At 57.0% G+C, this 19518-nt stretch carries 22 protein-coding genes; 8 read left to right on the forward strand and 14 right to left on the reverse strand.

The window, feature by feature from the left end:
- Positions 1–126 precede the first annotated feature (126 nt).
- From BHE81_RS00085 to BHE81_RS00100, 4 genes are all read left to right on the forward strand, one after another.
- Positions 127–291, forward strand: a complete 165-nt coding sequence (locus BHE81_RS00085; RefSeq protein WP_002887388.1) for a DUF1127 domain-containing protein — start codon at positions 127–129, stop codon at positions 289–291.
- Between the two features lie 164 nt (positions 292–455).
- Complete coding sequence (locus tag BHE81_RS00090; protein ID WP_004177547.1) at positions 456–920, forward strand: MarR family winged helix-turn-helix transcriptional regulator; 465 nt, start codon at positions 456–458, stop codon at positions 918–920.
- A gap of 6 nt (positions 921–926) precedes the next feature.
- Entirely contained in the window at positions 927–1994 is a 1068-nt protein-coding gene (locus tag BHE81_RS00095) for an HlyD family secretion protein (protein WP_002887394.1), read from the forward strand.
- Positions 1984–3048: a DUF2955 domain-containing protein gene (locus BHE81_RS00100; RefSeq protein WP_002887411.1), complete on the forward strand. Its 1065-nt coding sequence runs from the start codon at positions 1984–1986 to the stop codon at positions 3046–3048. The genes BHE81_RS00095 and BHE81_RS00100 overlap by 11 nt, the downstream gene beginning before the upstream one ends.
- Here BHE81_RS00100 and BHE81_RS00105 read toward each other — a convergent pair.
- The 8 genes from BHE81_RS00105 to BHE81_RS00140 form a co-directional block, all read right to left on the reverse strand.
- Positions 3045–3299, reverse strand: a complete 255-nt coding sequence (locus tag BHE81_RS00105; protein WP_004177546.1) for a DUF3343 domain-containing protein — start codon at positions 3297–3299, stop codon at positions 3045–3047. The genes BHE81_RS00100 and BHE81_RS00105 overlap by 4 nt on opposite strands.
- Complete coding sequence (gene yjiL / locus BHE81_RS00110) at positions 3296–4063, reverse strand: putative 2-hydroxyacyl-CoA dehydratase activator YjiL (RefSeq protein WP_002887413.1); 768 nt, start codon at positions 4061–4063, stop codon at positions 3296–3298. Before yjiL ends, BHE81_RS00105 begins: the two co-directional genes overlap by 4 nt.
- A gap of 9 nt (positions 4064–4072) precedes the next feature.
- On the reverse strand, positions 4073–5224 hold the full coding sequence (locus tag BHE81_RS00115; RefSeq protein WP_002887414.1) for a double-cubane-cluster-containing anaerobic reductase: 1152 nt from the start codon (positions 5222–5224) through the stop codon (positions 4073–4075).
- Positions 5225–5321: 97 nt separating this feature from the next.
- Positions 5322–5561: a DUF2164 domain-containing protein gene (locus tag BHE81_RS00120; protein WP_002887416.1), complete on the reverse strand. Its 240-nt coding sequence runs from the start codon at positions 5559–5561 to the stop codon at positions 5322–5324.
- Between the two features lie 25 nt (positions 5562–5586).
- The gene (gene mdtM, locus BHE81_RS00125; RefSeq protein WP_004146110.1) at positions 5587–6828 is read right to left on the reverse strand and encodes a multidrug efflux MFS transporter MdtM; all 1242 of its coding nucleotides are present in this window, start codon (positions 6826–6828) and stop codon (positions 5587–5589) included.
- Positions 6829–6881: 53 nt separating this feature from the next.
- Positions 6882–8174, reverse strand: coding sequence for a DUF445 domain-containing protein (locus BHE81_RS00130; protein ID WP_023343059.1), 1293 nt, complete (start codon positions 8172–8174; stop codon positions 6882–6884).
- Positions 8167–8829: a LysE family translocator gene (locus BHE81_RS00135; RefSeq protein ID WP_110246422.1), complete on the reverse strand. Its 663-nt coding sequence runs from the start codon at positions 8827–8829 to the stop codon at positions 8167–8169. Before BHE81_RS00135 ends, BHE81_RS00130 begins: the two co-directional genes overlap by 8 nt.
- Before the next feature lie 47 nt (positions 8830–8876).
- Positions 8877–9692, reverse strand: a complete 816-nt coding sequence (locus BHE81_RS00140; protein WP_019705891.1) for an AraC family transcriptional regulator — start codon at positions 9690–9692, stop codon at positions 8877–8879.
- 215 nt (positions 9693–9907) lie between these two features.
- Between BHE81_RS00140 and BHE81_RS00145 the strand changes: the two genes are divergently transcribed.
- Positions 9908–10810: an Rpn family recombination-promoting nuclease/putative transposase gene (locus BHE81_RS00145; RefSeq protein ID WP_023343060.1), complete on the forward strand. Its 903-nt coding sequence runs from the start codon at positions 9908–9910 to the stop codon at positions 10808–10810.
- 158 nt (positions 10811–10968) lie between these two features.
- Positions 10969–12339 carry an NAD-dependent succinate-semialdehyde dehydrogenase gene (locus tag BHE81_RS00150; protein ID WP_023302448.1) on the forward strand — a complete coding sequence of 457 codons (1371 nt, stop codon included), beginning with the start codon at positions 10969–10971 and terminating at the stop codon, positions 12337–12339.
- 49 nt (positions 12340–12388) lie between these two features.
- Here BHE81_RS00150 and BHE81_RS00155 read toward each other — a convergent pair whose 3' ends face one another.
- The 5 genes from BHE81_RS00155 to BHE81_RS00175 all read right to left on the reverse strand — a co-directional run bounded on the left by BHE81_RS00155 (position 12389) and on the right by BHE81_RS00175 (position 17080).
- The gene (locus BHE81_RS00155; protein ID WP_016160232.1) at positions 12389–12709 is read right to left on the reverse strand and encodes a hypothetical protein; all 321 of its coding nucleotides are present in this window, start codon (positions 12707–12709) and stop codon (positions 12389–12391) included.
- A complete protein-coding gene (locus BHE81_RS00160) occupies positions 12709–13254 on the reverse strand; it encodes a YfaZ family outer membrane protein (protein ID WP_073545770.1) in 546 nt (181 codons plus the stop codon). Before BHE81_RS00160 ends, BHE81_RS00155 begins: the two co-directional genes overlap by 1 nt.
- Before the next feature lie 393 nt (positions 13255–13647).
- Complete coding sequence (gene yjiA / locus BHE81_RS00165) at positions 13648–14604, reverse strand: GTPase (RefSeq protein ID WP_023302449.1); 957 nt, start codon at positions 14602–14604, stop codon at positions 13648–13650.
- A gap of 11 nt (positions 14605–14615) precedes the next feature.
- Positions 14616–14819, reverse strand: a complete 204-nt coding sequence (locus tag BHE81_RS00170; protein WP_002887451.1) for a YbdD/YjiX family protein — start codon at positions 14817–14819, stop codon at positions 14616–14618.
- A gap of 110 nt (positions 14820–14929) precedes the next feature.
- Complete coding sequence (locus tag BHE81_RS00175) at positions 14930–17080, reverse strand: carbon starvation CstA family protein (protein ID WP_008807580.1); 2151 nt, start codon at positions 17078–17080, stop codon at positions 14930–14932.
- Positions 17081–17464: 384 nt separating this feature from the next.
- Here BHE81_RS00175 and BHE81_RS00180 point away from each other — a divergent pair, with 384 nt between their 5' ends.
- Together BHE81_RS00180 and BHE81_RS00185 are read left to right on the forward strand one after the other, a co-directional pair.
- The gene (locus BHE81_RS00180; protein ID WP_008807579.1) at positions 17465–18088 is read left to right on the forward strand and encodes a hypothetical protein; all 624 of its coding nucleotides are present in this window, start codon (positions 17465–17467) and stop codon (positions 18086–18088) included.
- 127 nt (positions 18089–18215) lie between these two features.
- Positions 18216–18926, forward strand: coding sequence for a transcriptional regulator (locus BHE81_RS00185; protein ID WP_074183194.1), 711 nt, complete (start codon positions 18216–18218; stop codon positions 18924–18926).
- A gap of 74 nt (positions 18927–19000) precedes the next feature.
- Here the strand turns inward: BHE81_RS00185 and BHE81_RS00190 are convergent, their stop codons facing one another.
- Entirely contained in the window at positions 19001–19513 is a 513-nt protein-coding gene (locus BHE81_RS00190; RefSeq protein ID WP_002887467.1) for a 4-hydroxyphenylacetate 3-monooxygenase reductase subunit, read from the reverse strand.
- Between the last annotated feature and the right edge of the window lie 5 nt (positions 19514–19518).

The following is a 19518-nucleotide window of genomic DNA, read 5'->3' on the forward strand; positions in this document are numbered from 1 at the left end:
GTAAAAATTGGGCTCTGGTGTACGTTTTAGCTAATCTGTATGTTAAAGAAAAGCGTTTTGTGAATCTGTATTCCTTACCCCCAAATCCGTGAAGATAAAGCCTCTGGCAAGGTGAGGAGGTAGAGGATGGAATTTCACGAGAACAGGGCAAGACAGCCATTTATCGGTTTCGTACTGCTGGTGCGGTTTATCAAAAAATGGTGGCTTCAGGAGCAAACGCGCAGAGTTTTGCAGCAAATGAGCGACGAACAGCTGAAAGATATCGGCCTGCGTCGGGACCAGATCAATTAAAACGTGCAGTTTTTTACAGGCAAACCTTCTTCATTATCCCGGTGAGCGCAAAGTGCCGCCGGGATACATTCACGAAATTTATCAATTGATGCGGCACGAGCTTCCGTTTCTTGATACTTACCCTGATAAGTATTATTTTCTTCTCAATAATGAGAGGAAGACCCGTGACTGAAGACGAACTGTTTGCCCGCCGCCCGCTGGGGATGCGGATGGCTATGGTGGTGCGCCAGTGGCGCGCCATTATTGACTCCGCTATCACCGATACCGGACTCACCCAGTCCAGCTGGACGGTGCTGATGCAACTGCATCAGCTGGGAGACAACGTCTCGGTCAGCGAACTGGCGGAGGTGCAGGGCATTGAACTGCCGCCGCTAATGCGCACCCTCTCATTACTGGAAAAGCAGGGCTATCTGGTGCGTTCCACATCGCCATATGACAAACGCATTCGCCTGCTGACGCTGACCGCTGAGGGGCGGGCTATTCTGGAAAAACTGAGCTGCGTGATCGAGACCTATCAGGAGCGCGTAACCCAGACCATCCCGGAGGCCGATCTCGCCACCTTCAGCGCCACGTTAAATCAAATCGCCTGCCGTTTGCGGAATATCCGCGAAGAAGATAACAAGATCTAACACACTATGATGACGCCTGAACAAAAATTTGCCCGCTGGGTACGGGTGAGTATTGCCGCTTTTCTGGGAATATTCGCCTGGTTTATCGTTGCCGATATCTGGATCCCGCTGACGCCGGACTCCACCGTCATGCGCGTGGTGACCCCGGTTTCGTCGCGGGTCTCCGGCTATGTCTCGCACGTCTACGTGCACAACAACAGCCAGGTGAAAAAGGGCGACCTGCTGTATGAGCTCGACCCAACGCCATTCATTAATAAAGTTGAAGCGGCGCAGATCGCCCTCGAGCAGGCGAAACTGAGCAACCAGCAGCTGGACGCGCAAATCGCCGCCGCCCGCGCCAACCTGCGCACCGCGCAGTACACCGCGCGTAACGATAAGGTCACGCTCGATCGCTACCAGCGCTTGAGTACGATGCAGAACGTCTCGCAGTCCGACCTCGATAAGGTGCGAACCACCTGGCAGACCAGCGAGCAGTCGGTCTCGGCGCTGAACGCGCAGATCCAGAACCTGCTGATCCAGCGCGGCGAGCGCGACGATAAGCGCAACGTCACCCTGCAAAAATACCGCAATGCGCTGGAGGAGGCGCAGCTGAACCTGGCCTGGACCAAAGTGCGTGCGGAAACTGACGGCATGGTCAGCAACCTGCAGCTGAACCCGGGGATCTACGCCACCGCGGCGACGGCTGTGCTGGCATTGGTTAACAACAACACTGACATCGTCGCCGACTTCCGCGAAAAAAGCCTGCGCCACACCGCGGTGAATACCGATGCGGCGGTGGTCTTTGACGCCCTGCCGGGTCAAGTCTTCCCGGCGCACGTGACCAGCAGCGACGCCGGGATTCTGGCGGGACAGGAGGCGGTGAACGGCCAGCTGTCGCAGCCCGAGCAGTCCACCCGCTGGGTGCGCGACGCCCAGCGGATGCGCATTCACGTCGCGCTGGATCAGCCGCTGGACAAACCGCTGCCGACCGGCGCCCGCGCTACGGTGCAGCTGTACAATAGCGAGGGACCTTTCGCCCGCACCTTCGCCGGCCTGCAGATCCACCTGGTGAGCTGGTTGCACTATGTCTATTAATACCCTGGCGCATGTCTTTACCCCGCACGGCAATATCGTCTACACGGCGAATGATTTTCGCCAGACGGTGCGTATCGCCGTGGCCGGGACCATTGCGCTCAGCATCTCCACCTTCTACGACGTGCAGTACGGCGTATTTTTCGTCGTTTATCCGCTGATGCTGATGTCGCTGGTACCGATGTTCAACCTGCACGTCGCCCGCCAGTTTATATTTAGCGCGGCGGTAAACTGTGTCGAAATGGTGCTAATTGTCGGCTATTTGTCGCAGTGGCCGGTGATCATGACCCTGGTGGTGTTTGCCCTGTACGTGATGCGTTTCCGCTTTATGAGCCAGGGACCGCTGTTCCTGTTGGGATCGATGGGGGTGGTGTGCCAGAGCACGATGCTCAACTTTATGAGCTATCCCACCAGCAACTGGCACACCCTGATGTTCTCCAATATGGAAGCCTGCGTGATGGCCGTGGCGCTGAGCGCGCTGCTGCATTACCTGATCCCGGACGTCGAACCGCGCAAGCCGCCGCCGCGGATTGAGAAAGACGCCGCCCGCATCCGTCATGAGTCGCTGCTCTCCGGTACGGTAGCGACGATCATCTTTGTGGTGTTTCAGATCTGCGATCTCAGCGACTCGCTGTCGGCGCTGATGGCCGGGATTCTGATCCTGTTCCCGATGCACTATCGCGGGGCGGTGATCAGCTCGATCTGGCGCGTCGTCGGGGTGGTGCTGGCCTGTCTCTATATACTGGTGGTGCAGCTGATTATCTATGATTTCAGCAACCACATGATCCTGATGATGCCGCTGATTGGCCTCGGGCTGGCCTTCAGCGCCCGCCTACACGTGATGGAGAAAGTGGGCGCCGGGGTGGGCTTCGCCAGCATCACTACCATCGGCATTATGTTCGGCCAGAATCTGCATCCGTATCAGGATCTGGTGTTCAGCGATCTGTACCGCATCACCTCGGTGACGGTCTCGCTGGTGGTGACGCTGACCCTGGTTTTTCTCATGCACCGCCTGCTGAACTGTTTCGCGGCGACGCGTTTTGTGGTGAGCGATTAACCTGCAGGTGGGAAGGTGGCGAGACAGCGCCATGCTTCCCCGTTCTGCTGATACAGCGCCGCCGTCTGTTCCGGGACGATCCAGCCTCGCGCATCGGCTTCCGTCCCCTCCAGCAGGATGCACAGCCCGCAGCCGCTGCGCAGCTGGCGGGGTATATCTTTGACCTCGAAGGCCACTCCCGCCGCCTGCAGGGCTTTGCGCATCCGCACCACCCCCACCGTGGAGTGAAATAAAAACAGAAACGTTGTCATCCGCGCCTCCGCTGGCGCTGGCCGATCAGCGCCGCGCCGATCGCCCCGGCAAACTGGGCGTCGGGATGGGTTGTCACCGCCATGCCGACATGGCTTTCCAGCATCCGGGCAAAGGCGGCGCAGTGGCTGACGCCGCCGGTAAACAGCAGCGGCCCCTGCGCCGATAAGCGGCCAATAAAGTTCGCGCTGCGCCGGGCCATGGCGTTAATCACCCCGGCCAGAATCGCCTCCGGCGCGACACCGGCCGACCGCAGGCTAATGACCTCCGATTCGGCAAACACCGTGCACATACTGGTAATGGCGTGCGGTTCCACGCCGTCGGTAATGGCGTCCAGTTGTTCGACGCTGGCGCCGAGGGTGCGTGAAATGACTTCCAGAAAGCGGCCGGTGCCGGCGGCGCATTTGTCATTCATCAGGAAGTCGCTGAGGTTGCCCCCGGCGTCCAGCTGGATAACTTTGCTGTCCTGGCCGCCGATATCAATCACCGTGCGGGTGTCCGGCGCCAGCAGGCGGGCGCCGAGGCCGTGACAAGAGATCTCCGTCACCTGCTTATCGGCAAAATCCACCAGCTGGCGGCCATAGCCGGTGAGGGTTAAAAAAGGCGTCTCCGTGAGGCCAGCGCGCAGTGTCTCCCAGGCCTCGTGGATGGCGTCGGCGGGGCGAAAGGGGGTGGGGCAGAGGAAGCGGCGCACGATGACGCCGTCCGCCAACAGGATGCCTTTTGTGGCGGTGGAGCCGGAATCAATGCCAACCGTATAGTTCACGCCAGCTCCTTACAGCATTTCGATAAAGGCGGCGACGCGGGTGCTGAGCTGGCCGAGGTCCGCTGTCGAATAGTCGGTTTCAATCGCCATGTAAGGAAGATCATGCTGTTGGCGCAGATGGCGTTTAATCGCCAGCGATTCCACGGCATAGGTATGGCAGGCCTGCAAAATGACGTCGATCACCCCGTCGGCCTGATACTCCTCCACCATCTGGCTCAGCAGCTGCAGACGCTGGTCGTTGGGGGAGATACAGGAGCAGCCGATGGCGAGATATTTATCGGTTAAGGCGTCGTAGACGTCACCCTCTTCCGCCACGCAGCGCTCGGTCGCTTTCGCGCCGGTGCAGTTCTCATAGCCGACCACCCAGCCGCCGTTTTCCTCGATGGCGCGGACCACTTTTTCCGCCGCGCCGCCGATCGGGCAGCCGGTGATCAGGATCCGCGGACGAGGTTCCAGCCGTTTACCCTGCTGCCACTCCTGATGGATGCGCTCCGCCATGGCATGCAGTTCATCAATCAGGGCGGTTTTGTCGAAACGAAAAGTGGCGCCGTACACCACTTTCAGGATGTCGCCGCCGCTGAGCGCCGGCGGATTGAGCTGCCCGAGACGATAAAAGTGGGCCAGCGCCCGGCGCTCGCGATTTTTCAACACGATGGCTTCGCGCAGCGCCGCCTCGCTAATCGGCGTGCCAAACCGGGCCTCAATTACCTGCTGCAGGCGCAGGATCTCCGTTTTCCACAGTGCGCGCGAGGCGGCATCGCTGGCGCTGTTCGGCAACTGCATGACGTGGACCGCCTTGAACTCGGCCATGTACTCATACATTTTCTTTTTGCCGTCGCAGGTGGTTTCCCCAACCACCAGGTCAGAGAAATAGAAGTAGGGACATTTATCGGTTTTGCCGAAGCCGTAGCTGCTTTTGATAAGCGGGCAGAGGTTGCGCGGGAGATCTTTTTCCGCTTCCTCGATGGTTTCATCGGAGGTTGAGCACAGCGAGACGACAACGGCGCCCGCCGCCATGGCGATCTCCTGGGGCATAAAGGTGCAGTAAGTGCCCACCAGCGGTACGTTCTGCTCTTTAAGATCCATGACGGTGAGAAAGCCCTTCTGGCGAGCTTCTGAGAACTGGTCAAAAATGGCGGGTAGATCGGTGATAAGCGACATGGTTTTCCTTCCCCGTACACGGGAGATGCTGAAAGAGTCGCCATTATAGCCATGGTGTATGCAGGGTTTTATTGATCTCCTGCGTCTGTACGCGGTGTTAATAGACCTTTTTCAAATCCATCTCTTCCTGGATACGCTCGCTCCATGCCTGATGGGTGCGGATGGCCTCTTCGATACCGGCGTTGTAAAACAGCGGCCCCAGCTCTTTGGCGATAAAGTCGACGAAAAATTCGGCGTCAAACTGCTCCAGTTCGAGGTCGAAGGTCTCTGCGCAGTACTTGCTGAGCCTGTCGCGCAGCAGGTCGCGCTGCGCCTGGCTGAGTTCAATGTCATTCATGATGGGGCTTTCTCCGTAAAAGGGCTCACGACTGCCGGGCTTCGATCACCGCTTGTCCGCGCTGGTGGCGTAACAGTCCGGCCAGGCAGCAGGCGGCGACAATCCCGGCGGCCACCGCCAACAGGTGGAAGGGGAGTCTGCCGCCATGGAACCACAGCCAGCGCGCGCCTTCAATTGATAACGCGCTGACGCTGAGGATCACGATATTCAGCGAGGCGGAGACCGTGCCTTTCGGCAGGTCGTTGGAAAAGAGGGTAAAGCGAAACAGCGTCGGGAAAATCAGCCCGATGCCGAAGGCGTAGAAGCAGGTGCCGAGCACCGACCACAGCCAGACGTGGGGCCATACCAGATTGCCAACGATCAGGATGGCCAGGCCGAGCATCTGTACCGGCACCGCGCTGAGGACAAAGCGCGGGCGGGTAGGGTCTTTTACCCAGCGCGCCACCGACAGGTTGGCGATGATAACGGCGCTGAAGACCGGCACCTGGCTCCAGGCGAACTCGCTGGTGGTCAGTCCGCCGGCGTCCATTAAAATCACTGGCGATACCGCCACCCAGCTCATCAGCGGAATATAGCTCAGCGACAGCGTGGCGGCGCCGAGTAAAAAGATGCGGTTGCGAAAGACGTTGCGAAAATCGCGCAGCACGCCCAGGGGGCTGAACGGCACATCGCCGCGGCGCACCGTCTCCGGCATGGTCAACAGCAGGCCGAGCCAGGCCACCAATCCCATGGCGGCGATAATGCCGAACAGCGCTTTCCAGTGGATGAAATGCATCAGCGCCGCGCCGGAGAGCGGGCCGACGATCGGCGCCACCAGCACGACGGAGGTGATCACTGCCATCAGCCTGATCGACCTTTTTTCCTCAAAGGCCTCCTGTACGGTGACGTAGCCGACGGTGGCGATAAAGCAGATGCTGGTGCCCTGCACGAAGCGGGCAATCAGGAACTGCGTCATGGAGGTGGTGAACAGGGTCGCCAGGCATGCGAGGGTGAAAATCAGCGCGCCGGTGAGCAGCACCGGACGCCGTCCTATCCGGTCAGAGAGCGGCCCCAGCAGCCACTGTAGCGCCATGCCGCCGGCCATATACAGGCTCACCGAGGCCGGAGCCAGCGCCACATCAGCATTGAAATCCCGCACCACGTGCAGGATCCCCGGCTGGATCAGATCGGTAGTGAGATAAGCGGAAAAATCATACAGAATTAACGCCGCCGGGAAGAACAGCGCGGCGGCGTGTCGGCTCAGCCAGTGGGAAATCCTGTGCATCATCTCGCCCTCCCTGTGGAATATTTATCAGCGCTATTGTTCGGATAGTATCATTGCTAACCAATATGCAGATGCAGCAGCGAGGGGATCTGCGAGAGCAGCCACAACAACAGGCCGATGGTTCCCCCCACCAGGGTACCGTTGATGCGGATGAACTGCAGATCTTTACCGATATTGAGCTCGATCTGCCGCGACATATCGCGGGCGTCCCAGCTCTTCACTGTGTCGCTGATATGGCGGGTGAGGAAGGCGGCGAACTCCGGCGCCACCCGGTGCGCCGCCTGCTCCAGGTGTTCGTTAAGCGATTCGCGCAGCGCGTCGTCGCGGAGTAAGGTTTCACCGAACCACTGCCCCGCCTCGGCGATACGCTGCTTAATACGTGAGTCGTCGCTGCTGATATCGTTTTTTACCCAGCCGCGCAGGTCGCCCCATACTTCGCCAAGATAGTGGTTAAAGGTCTCATCATTTTTTAGCCAGGCTTTGATGTTATCGGCCTTCTGCGCCATATCCGGGTCGGATTTCAGGTTATCGATAAGCTTTTGCACGGCGCGGTCAAAAGCCTGACGGATCTGATGCGTACGGTCGTGAGTCACCTCGTCCAGCAGGGTATTCACCGCGTCGGTGACCATCTCAGCGCTGTGCTCGCCGAGCCACTCGGTGGGTAGGAGTTTGGCCTTCAGCGGGTGTTCGGTCTCCAGCCAGTGTACGATGCCGCGGGCGATAAAGGCGCGGGAGCTGTCGCGCTGCAGCAGGGCGATCAGTTGGTTTATCAGCGAATCGAGCAGCTTTTGATGGCGATTGTCGCGGGTCAGTCCCTCCAGCATCATGGCGCTGGTCTGCGTCAGGTCGACCTTATCGATAGCCTTATGCACCGCGCGTCGCAGCAGACGTTGAATGCGCGCGTCATCGGTCAGTTCGAGAAAACCGCTCATCACCTGCAGCAGGTGCTGGCCGACGCGTCGGGCGTTCTCCGGCTGGCTGAACCAGTTGCCGAGCATCAGGGCTGGCTGATAGCGGCGGATCAGCGCGACCAGCGACGGGGTATCAAGGAACTTTTCCTCGACAAAGCGGCCGAGGTTGTCGGCGATGCGGTCTTTATTGCGCGGAATAATCGCCGTATGGCGGGCGACAAAGGGCAGCGGAATACGGCGAAACAGAGCCACGACCGCAAACCAGTCGGCCAGCGCCCCGACCATCGCCGCTTCGGAAATAGCTTTTAGCGCACCGACCCAAGGCGACGGTGGTAGCGCGAGGGTAGTGATAAAAATGGCGGCTGCAATCAGCAGCAGCGACAGCGCCAGCAGTTTGGCGCGTTTCAGTTCAGCGAGTTTTTCCATATGCTTAAGCATATAGCCTGACGGCGAGGTCGTGCAAAAATCGCCAGATAATCCCCAGGCCGAAGAGCATCAGGATCGCCCCCGCCGCCCGCTCGACTCGCCAGACGATGGCGCCCAGGCGGCGCTGTATCTGCGGCAGCGCAATCGCGCTCACCAGCAGTAAATCCCAGAAGAACACCACGCTGACCATCCACAGCCCGCTCACCGTTTGCTGAAGCAGGGTCACAGCCGGCCCGAGCAGGGAAGTCATCAGCGCCAGATAAAACAGGGCGTTTTTGGGGTTGAGCAGCGATGACCCCAGCCCCAGCAGCAGCTGCCTGCCGAACCCCGGACGCGCTGCGCGAACGCTCTCCATCGCCAGCGTCGCGGGACGGCTGCGTATCAGCAGGCTGCCAATCCACAATAAATAGCCCGCCCCCAGCAGTTCGATGAGCAAAAAAAGCAGCGGCGCCTGGCGCAGAAGCCCCCAGCCGACGATGGCGAGCACAATATACAGCGCATTGCCTGCGGCGATGCCGAGACACAATCCGATGCTGCCGCGGATCCGGTAGCGCACGGCGTAGCCGACCAGCAGAAAAAAATCAGGGCCCGGACTGAGCAGAGCGACAAAGTGGGACAGGGCTAACGCCGGGCAGGCGGCGGGAAAGAGCGTCGATAAGGTATGCATAGTGGCCTCGATAATGGTGCAGAGGCCACCCTACGCCAGGTGGCCTATTACTTATTGTCAGATATTGATCTGCTTTGCGCATACTGCCGCGGCGTGGCGGCGGTATAGCTGACAAAGGTTTTATGGAAATGGCTCTGATCGGCAAAGCCAGCCTGATAGCCAACGTCGGCGATAGGATCCCCGGCGCGTAAGCGCGTTTTCGCATATTCGATGCGCGCCATGTTGATCAAACTGGCAGGCGTCAGGCCGGTATCTTGTTTCACGGCGCGGATAACGGTCTCTTTACGAAGCGCGCTGTCGTGGGCCAGCTTATCCAGCGACGGCGACGCCGGCAGATCCATCGCCAGGCGCTGAAACAGCAGGGCGCTGGCGTGATGTGGCGCCTGCGGCGCGGCGGCGCACAGCGGCAGCGCGTGCAGGAGTTGCGCCAGCCGGGCGGGCAGTTGTTCAAGGCTCCCGCGGCTCATCAGGGCGACAACCTGCTGGAAACTGGCAAAGAGAGGGCTGTCGCGCAGCAGCGGCTGCGGCGAGGTGATACTGGCGCCAGGGGGAATATCCGGGCGCTGCGCGTGGCACCATGTCGCGTCCAGGTAAAGCATGTGATAGCTGCGCGGCCTGCCATGCAGCGGATTACAGCTATGCGGCGCGTGCGGCGGGATCACGATCAGATCCCCGGGCTGCAGCAGGTACTCCTGGCCAGCGCACAGGCAGCGCGTTTCCCCCTCGATAATCGCCCCTACGGAAAGCTGGGGGTGGCTGTGGCGCTTATAGGCCTGGCGGCTGCGCCAGGTGCTGCGCAGCTCCAGCCACGGCAGACGATCGTCTCGCCAGAAGGTTTGGGGAATATCTCGGGTATGGTTCACTGCTTTGGCCTTTGCTGCGGGGATAAGCCGTTTATAGCATGCTGTGCCGAGGCTGTCGCCCGCCTGGATTTGCGTACCGCGTCGAAAAAGGATGTCACGCTTGCAGTCCGGGGAAATATGTTTTCGTAGCGGAATGTAAAATCCCGGTTTCCGGGGTGCCAGAGACATTCATGGGATGTAGAGTCCCTGCAGGATAAGCAGGCAGGGATGAGCCGATGGCAAAGGGCACCACCTCGACGCCGCATGATGCGGTGTTTAAACAGTTCCTCACTCAGGCCGACACCGCGCGCGATTTTCTGGCGATCCATCTAACGCCTGCGCTGCGTCAGCGCTGCGACCTCGATACCTTACAGCTGGAATCGGCAAGCTTTATCGAGGAGAGCCTGCGGGCCTGGTACTCCGATGTGCTGTGGTCACTCAAAACCGCGTCTGGCGAGGGCTACATTTATGTGGTTATCGAACATCAGAGCTCGCCGGATGCGCAGATGGCCTTCCGCCTGATGCGCTACGCCATCGCCGCGATGCAGCGCCATCTTGATGGCGGTCATACAAAACTGCCGCTGGTGGTGCCGATGCTGTTCTATCACGGAGCGACCACGCCATACCCGTGGTCACTCAACTGGCTGGACTGTTTTGCCGATCCACAGCTGGCGAGTGAGCTTTATATCTCGCCCTTTCCGCTGGTGGATGTCACGGTGATCCCCGACGATGAGATCGTTCGCCACCGGCGCGTGGCATTACTCGAGCTGATACAGAAGCATATTCGCCAGCGCGATTTAATGGGCATTGTTGAGCAACTGACGACGATTTTACTTAGCGGGGACGCTAATGACAGACAGCTAAAAACGCTGTTTAATTATCTGCTGCAGACTGGCAACGCGCGCCGCTTTGGCCGGTTTATCCACGAAGTGGCGCAACGGGTTCCTCAGCACAGGGAGAGATTGATGACTATTGCTGAAAGATTACAGGAAGTGGGCCGCAGAAAAGGCAAGCGTGAAGGACAGCATGCCGAGGCGCTGCGCATTGCCCAGAGGATGCTGGCCGACGGCATTGCCCGCGAGACGGTGGTGAAAATCACCGGCCTGACCGCCGACGAGATCGCCGCGCTGGCGCATTGATAACGCCGGGGCGGACTGACGGTCGCCCCGGTTAGCCTCGTTATGGAATATTCCGGATATACCTAACTTTACCCGCATCGCCAGCCATCTCGACTACCCTTAATATCCTTAACGGCATTTTTGACTGCCTTAGTAGCGATAACAAGGAGACATGCGATATGGCCTATCAGACGGTGAATCCTGCGAACAATCAGCTTATTAAAACGTACCCGGCGCACAGCGATGCGGATGTGGAGGCGGCGCTGCAGCAGGCGGATGCGCTCTACCATTCTGCCTGGGCAAAAGGCGATATTGAACCGCGGCTGGCGGTACTGCATAAGCTGGCGGATCTGATCGATAGCCGGGCGGAGGAGCTGGCAAAAATCGCTAGCCAGGAGATGGGGAAACTCATTAAGCAGAGCCGCGGCGAAGTGAAACTTTGCGCGCAGATCGCCCGCTATTACGCCGATAACGCCAAATCGTTCCTGGCGCCGGTGAAGTATCCCTCCGAACTGGGTGAAGCCTGGGTTGAGCACCATCCCATTGGCGTCTTACTGGCGGTGGAGCCGTGGAACTTCCCCTATTACCAGCTGATGCGCGTCCTTGCGCCAAACCTGGCGGCCGGTAACCCGGTTATCGCCAAACACGCCAGCATTGTGCCGCACTGCGCGGAGACCTTTGCCCATCTGGTGCGTGAGGCCGGCGCTCCGGAGGGGGCGTGGACTAACCTGTTTATCTCCCAGGATCAGGTGGCGAAGATTATCGCCGACGATCGCGTGCAGGGCGCGGCGCTAACGGGGTCGGAGAAAGCCGGCAGCGTGGTGGCGGCGCAGGCGGCGAAGCATATTAAGAAATCGACGCTGGAACTGGGCGGTAACGATGTATTTGTGGTACTGGACGATGCCGACCTGGAACGCGCGGTGAAAATCGGCGTCCAGGCGCGGCTGAATAACGCCGGCCAGGTGTGTACCGCTGCCAAGCGTTTTATCCTGCACGAAAATATCGCTGAGTCGTTTCTGGCGAAATTTAGTGAGGCGTTTCGCCAGGTGAAAATCGGCGATCCGCTGGATGAAAGCACCACGCTGGGGCCGCTCTCTTCCAAAGATGCGCTGGACACCCTAAGCAAACAGGTGGACGAGGCGGTGAAAAATGGCGCTACGCTGCATCTGGGCGGCAAAGCGGTGGCACGAGAAGGCAATTTCTTTGAACCCACCATTTTGACCGGTATCACCCGTGACAACCCGGCGTACTTCGAAGAGTTCTTTGGCCCGGTGGCGCAGATCTACGTGGTGAAAAATGACGAGGAGGCAATCCAGCTGGCCAATGATTCCCACTATGGTCTGGGCGGCGCGGTCTTCAGTCAGGATATCGAACGCGCCAAACGGATGGCCTCCGCCATTGAAACCGGGATGGTTTATATCAACTGGCTTACCGATACCGCGCCGGAGCTGCCGTTTGGCGGCGTGAAGCGTTCCGGTTACGGACGGGAGCTCTCCGATCTCGGCATCAAAGAGTTTGTGAACCAGAAGCTGGTGGTGGTGCGCCACTAAGCCCGGCCATAAAAAAACCTGCCATTCGGCAGGTTTTTTTATAATAGATTCATTGCACTTCGACTTTATCCCAGCCGCTTTTGAACATACAGCTGTCGACTAAGGTCTCCCGCTGATATTCATTCGCGTCTTCTACCGTATAGCTTGTTTCAACATCCTGTTTCTTATGTTTTTTGTCCGTTTTTTCTGAACTGGACCCGGTCACCACGTTATCCGGAGGGAGATCGACCAGGGCCTGCGCTTCACATTCGGTGAGCTTTTTATGCATTTCGGCATCGCTTAAACCCGGCTTCACCCAGGTATACTGAGTGCAGCCGGTCAGCAGCAACGCCAGGCTCAGCGCAGAGAGCGCGGCGAGACGTGGTTTCATCAGAAGGTGACTCCGCCGTCCACGTAGGCGCCATCAATCAGGGTGTGGTTTGGGCGACCCTCTTTGCCGTCAACGCTCACGTGACGGTAACCCACTTTCAGGGTCACTGGACCAATCGGGGACCAGCTTACGCCGCCGTTCGCTTCGACATAGTTTTTTACGCTGTTGTTCAGGCCGTCCGGCGCGACATACCCTTCGCCAAACACGTGGATGCTGTCGGTCAGGGCCACGTTCACCCCGCCGCCGACCGGAAACGCGACGCCGTTATCGCCTTTTTTCGGCCCGAGGTAGATAGCTTTCGCGCCAGCGTTGAGCATAACCGGACCTACTTCCAGATTGTAACCCGCGCCAACGCCGCCGGTCTGGCTACCATCATCGGTATTCTTCAGCCAGTGGCTTTCGGCGTACAGGCCAGAAGAGGATTTACCCATTTCCATATTCAGATTGGTGAAGTTTTTACCTTGTTCAACGGTAAATCCCATCGCCATGGCGGAACCAGAGACCGCGGTCAGGGCAGCAACAATCAGGATGTTAAGCTTTTTCATGGTTTGCTCCTCGTCATTAAATTTGTCTGAGCGCACCTTAACAATCGATGTTTACCTCTGCAAATGTGACTTACGTCAATTTTTTATGCTGGTTTTGTCAGGGCGGTGTTTTGAAAATGTTGTAATGACGTTGGGTTACGGCGAGGTCAATCAGCAAATTTGGTCTGTTTAGCCGCGGTTTAATGGGTGGGCTAAACAGAAACTGAACAGGGCGGGCATTAATTATTAAGGATCCTATTCATTTAGTTTCTTATTATTTCCAAAAGTGTTTCTGCTGTTACTTATTAAAACGTTGCTTTACATTTTTCGACGCGCTGCCGACGTTTGGTCCCTGTTTTTGGCGAGGTGTCAGAGAGAGGATGGTGCCTGCGCCTTGGGGCGCAGGCGGGCAGGTTAGCGTCGTAACCCGGCAAATGCGGCGCGAATTTCCTCTTCCGGCAGCTGAATGCCGATAAATACCAGCGTGCTGTGCGGCGTTTCATCGCCCCACGGGCGATCCCAGTCGGCGCTGTAGAGGCGCTGCACGCCCTGGAACAGCAGGCGATTTGGCTCGCCGTCGATCCACAGCATGCCTTTATAGCGCATCAGTTGCTCGGCGAAGGAGAGCAGCAGATTTTCCATTACCCGTGAAACTTCACTGATATCCACCGGATAGTCGAGCTCGACCACAATCGACGAGACGTCGTTCTGCTTTTCTGCAACAAAATGAAAACGCGGTGTGGCGCTGACAACCTTTTCTTCCAGCATAAAGCCGCTGGTGTTAAACAGCTGGCTTAGATCGATATCGCCGTGAATGACGGTATAAACCGGCGCCCGCGCATTGATGCGCGCCAGCCGTTCGCGCAGCTTCTCGGTGGCGCCGGCAACATCGGTTTTGGTTAGCAAAATGCGGTCCGCATAGCCGACCTGCGACTGGGCGATGGTGAACTGATCCATCTGCTGGTCGGCATGGACGGCATCCACCAGGGCGATCACGCCGTCCAGCAGATAGCGCTCGCAGAGCACCTCATGGGAGAAAAAGGTCTGGATAATCGGCCCCGGGTCGGCCATGCCGGTGCACTCAATCACCAGCCGGTCAAACTCGATTTCGCCGCGATCGCGACTGTCGAGGAGATCGAGCAGGGCGTCTTCCAGTTCGTTGGAGCGCGTACAGCAGATACAGCCGTTGGTCAGGGTTTTGATCTGCGTGGCGCGGTCGCCGATCAGCTGATCGTCAACGGAGACTTCGCCAAATTCATTTTCAATCACGGCGATTTTGAAACCGTGCTGCTCATTCAGGATATGGCGCAGGAGGGTGGTTTTTCCTGCGCCGAGAAAACCGGTGAGTAGGGTGACTGCAATCGGTGCCATTATTGCCTCCATTAACAGCAGCGTACGCCGCCTTTGCCGTCTCCGCCGTAGCGGGCCTGCTGGCGTTCGCGGAAGAATTCTTCATAAGTCATGTAGGGCTGATCCGGATGGTTGGTTTGCATATGCGTGACGTAGTTGTCGTAATCCGGAATGCCAATCAGCATTTTTGCCGCCTGACCGAGATATTTTTTTGCCTGACCTAAGTTACCAAACATTGTAAGTTCCAGATAACGAATAAAGCCGGATGGCGGCTAGCGCCTTATCCGGCCTACGTTGATGCACTTTTCTGTAGGCCGGATACGCGTAGCACTATCCGGCATCAGGGTTAATGATGTGACGAGGTCTTCACGCCGCCTTCCGGTACCGGCACGTACGGGGTCTCTTTGTCGGTACGCACCTTATTGTTGCGCACGTTGAGCCAGGTTTTGATGCCGTAGAAGATGATGCTGTACACCACCACCAGGAACAGGATACTCAGCCCGGCGTTGGTGTAGTTGTTGACCACGATATGATTCATGTTGGCAATCTGCTGCGCGGTCAGCTCGCCGCCGGCGGCAATCTTCTCTTTATACTGCTGAGCCATAAAGAAGAAGCCTTCCATCTGCGGATTGCTGCTGAACAGCTTCAGACCCAGCGCCCAGGTGGTGCACAGCAGCAGCCACGCTGCCGGGATAACGGTGACCCAGATATATTTGGTGCGCTGCATTTTGACCAGCACCACGGTGCCAAGCACCAGCGCCACGGCGGCCAGCATCTGGTTAGAGATACCGAACAGCGGCCACAGGCTCTTCACACCGCCCAGCGGGTCGACCACGCCCTGATACAGCAGGTAGCCCCACAGGCCGACGCAGCCCGCGGTACCGATAATCCCGGCGACCAGTGAGTCGGTTTTTTTCAGGAACGGCACGAAGTTACCCAGCAGATCCTGCAGCATAAAGCGGCCTGCGCGGGTACCGGCATCCAGCGCGGTGAGGATAAACAGCGCTTCAAACAGGATACCAAAGTGGTACCAGAAGCCCATATCCGCCATCGGGATGATTTTATGGAACACATGGGCGATACCGACGGCCAGCGTCGGCGCGCCGCCGGCGCGGTTCAGTACCGAAGGTTCGCCGATATCTTTCGCCGTCTGCAGGATCTGCTCAGGGGAGATCACGAAGCCCCAGGAGCTGACGGTCGCCGCCGCATGGACGGTCACTTCTTTCAGCTGCGCGGCGATCATCGCCGCGTTTTCACCGCCCATTTCATGCAGGTTCGGCATGACGATGCCAAGGCCCGCTGGCGGGGTGTTCATCGCGAAGTAGAGACCCGGTTCGATAATCGAGGCGGCGACCAGCGCCATGATGGCCACGAACGACTCCATCAGCATCGCACCGTAGCCGATAAAGCGGGCATCGGTTTCGTTGGCCAGCAGCTTCGGCGTGGTGCCGGAGGCGATCAGCGCGTGGAAGCCGGAGACCGCGCCGCAGGCGATGGTGATAAACAGGAACGGGAACAGCGCGCCTTTCCACAGCGGGCCGGTACCATCAATGTACTGGGTCACCGCCGGCATTTTCAGGTCCGGGTTGAGGATAACGATCCCCAGCGCCAGGCCGACGATCACGCCGATTTTCAGGAAGGTGGCCAGATAGTCACGCGGCGCCAGAATCAGCCATACCGGCAGCAGGGCGGAAATAAACGCGTAGCCAATCAGGGTAAAGGTGATGGTGGTGTCTTTAAAGGTCAGCGCCGGGCCCCAGTATGGGTCGTGGGCAATGATGCCGCCAAACCAGATGGACGCCACCAGCAGCACGATACCGATAACCGAGACTTCACCCACGCGGCCAGGGCGCAGGAAGCGCATGTAGATCCCCATAAACAGGGCAATAGGTACCGTCGAGCAGACGGTAAAGACGCCCCACGGGCTTTCCGCCAGCGCTTTCACCACGATGAGCGCCAGCACCGCGAGGATGATGATCATAATCAGGAAGCAGCCGAACAGCGCGATAGAGCCCGGAACCGGCCCCATTTCCTGCTTGATCATCTCGCCCAGCGAGGCGCCGTTACGCCGTGAGGAGATAAACAGCACCATGAAGTCCTGTACCGCGCCCGCCAGCACCACGCCGGCCAGCAGCCACAGGGTGCCCGGCAGATAGCCCATCTGCGCGGCCAGCACCGGGCCAACCAGCGGGCCGGCGCCGGCAATGGCGGCAAAGTGGTGGCCAAACAGCACGTAGCGGTTGGTTGGCACGTAGTTCAGGCCATCGTTATTAATAACCGCCGGCGTCGAGCGCGTTGGGTCAAGCTTCATCACCTTCTGCGCGATGTACAGGCTGTAATAACGGTAGGCGACGAGGTACACAGAAACCGAGGCGACGACGATCCACAGGGCACTGACGTGCTCACCGCGGCGCAACGCGACGACTGAGAGGCAAAATGCCCCGATGATTCCGAGAATCACCCAGGGTATGTGCTTGAATAGTTTTTTGGTATCCATAGTAAAACCTGGCGTTAATTAGATGAATAATTGGCCGAAGCCGTCTGGTTTTAAGTAAGGGTTGATGGAGGTATTGATTAGCTAGGCTGCCTTCGATCTTGCCAGAACAGCGCGCGCGTAAAGTTGGGTAAATGGGTGAGTGGTTGTATAGGGGGTTAAGCGGTTACTGGAAGGGGTAAGCGGTTAGATATGAGTACGAGAGCGCGTAAATGTGTGATTAAGTTCACAATATTATTCTGCGCATCTCAAAGATATGCTTTCAAACTGAGGATAACGGTTTTTATCACCCGCAGATTACTATCTTTATTTCAAATAGAGGTATTTTGATATTATGCTGGCTTTGTCATGTCGTATGGATAGCGTTTAGCAAAGGGAATTCGTGTTATGAAATTTGTAAAGATAATGATCGTCGCCAGTGCTTTTTATTTAACATTTGCTCATGCAAGAGAGATACATCAGGCTGTTGATGAGCCGGCAGCCCCTTATAATTTGCGCTGGGGGATGAGTTACGATGAAGCCAGAAACACGCCTTTATATTCTCTTGAGGTATCAGATATCAATTATGCCGGAAAAGACCCGGATCTGATTATCTCAACGCTGACTCCCCAGGAAGTGGGGGCATTGAAATATCAGGAGATGAAGCTTTATTTCGATAAGAATAAAGGGCTGAAAAGTGTTTTTGTTAGCGCTGATGTTGATTCCAGTCAGCAGGCCTATAAAGTTGATGATGGCCGGGAAGCACTCGCCTTATATAATGAGGAAGTTAAGGTCCTTGATCGAGAATATGGGCCAGCGACAATCAAAGAAGAGTTCATTGCAGACAAAGGGAAATTCTATCAAAGTCTTTCCGCCTGCATTGCAAAACAGCAGGAGTGGTATAGTAAAAGATTAGATCTGAATAAAATAACAAATTGTTCTACCTGGCAACGTACTTATAAAAAAGGTCGGGTAACCGTTTTGCTATACATCGAACCGAGACAAGTTTCCAAACATTATATTTATAAATAAATTAAAGGACTTCACGGTGAGAATATATAAGATTTTTTTTAGAATTATTGCCATGGTCATTATGGTTATGCTCCTTTCTGATTGTCGTCAGTCGTATTATATTGCCAGAAATACGGGGCGCAATATAATGACCTTATCCGACCATCAGCGCGCTAAATCGGCGTTAAACGCTAACGATTTAAACGCAGCTCAGGGCTACCTGACGGGAGAAAAATACAATAATCGCTACAGGCCTGTTAGCGGTGAGGAATCTTGGGGAAGTTTACAATATCGGGCGGCGAAAATCGTCGCCAACGCCGCGGCGAACGGTCAAAAAGTGCGTGATGATGCGCTCTATCTCGCTTATATCTCTTTGTTTGAAGCAGAAGAGGGAGTGCCCGAACGTCCCGATATTATGTTGGGTTACATGCATAAAGCCATGGCGCTACTGTTAGCGAATTCGCAATTACTCGATAAAATCGATTCTAAAAATGTCAGTACTTTACCCAGCCAGTTTACCCTTGAGCGCTATGCTGTATGGCAATATTTATACGATGGCGGCGAGATTGACTGGACCAAAAAAGCGCCTGAAGGTGAAGGTTATACAATTGCTGGCGAAAGCTATCAGACCTGGAATATCAAGTTAAAAAAAGCTATCTGGAATCGGGGAGATGCCTTTTTAACAAATATAGGTAAACAACAATTTATTCATGACGCTATAGATTATTCTCAATTTCCGGTTATTGCCTGTACCGCCAGGCGAAAAGGCTGGCACTTAACATTACCTGCTGACTACCGGGAACAAAATTTCCGCGGCGGTGGACGTTTTGATTGGGCTTCATGTCGCGCTGTTGAATAAGGCTGGCGGGTGAGATGACGCATATTAAGCGCCAGGTTTACGCATCGGGCGATAAGTAAACCTGGGCGCGGATTTTAGACTGCCACTTCCATTTCCATCATCACCGGGTGGAAACGGCGTTTAAAGTAAATCAGGCCGTGCCCTTGCGGGCTCAGGGTAATATTGCGGATCTCCACCAGATACACCAGGTGGGTACCAATGGTTTGCACCTGGCTAATCTCGCCTTCGAGACTGGCCAGCGAACCTTTCAGCACCGGCTGTCCGAGCGCGCCCTGCTGCCAGCCGCTGAGGGCAAACCGCTCTTCCATCGTCACCCCGGTCATCCCGGCGAAATGACGGGCCATGATTTCCTGTTCGTGGTTCAGCACGTTGATGCACAACTTGCCGTTACCCTGAAACACCGGGTTCATCGCGCTGTTGGCGTTGATACAAACCATCACCGATGGCGGCGTATCCGTCACCGAGCATACCGCCGTGGCGGTAATGCCGCAGCGGCCGGCTTCGCCTGCGGTGGTGACAACGTTAACCGCCGCCGACAGGCTGGCCATGGCATCGCGAAAACGCAGGCGTTGTTCATCTAATTGCATTATGA

The organism is Klebsiella sp. AqSCr, assembly GCF_008452795.1.
Lineage (GTDB): Bacteria > Pseudomonadota > Gammaproteobacteria > Enterobacterales > Enterobacteriaceae > Klebsiella > Klebsiella pneumoniae.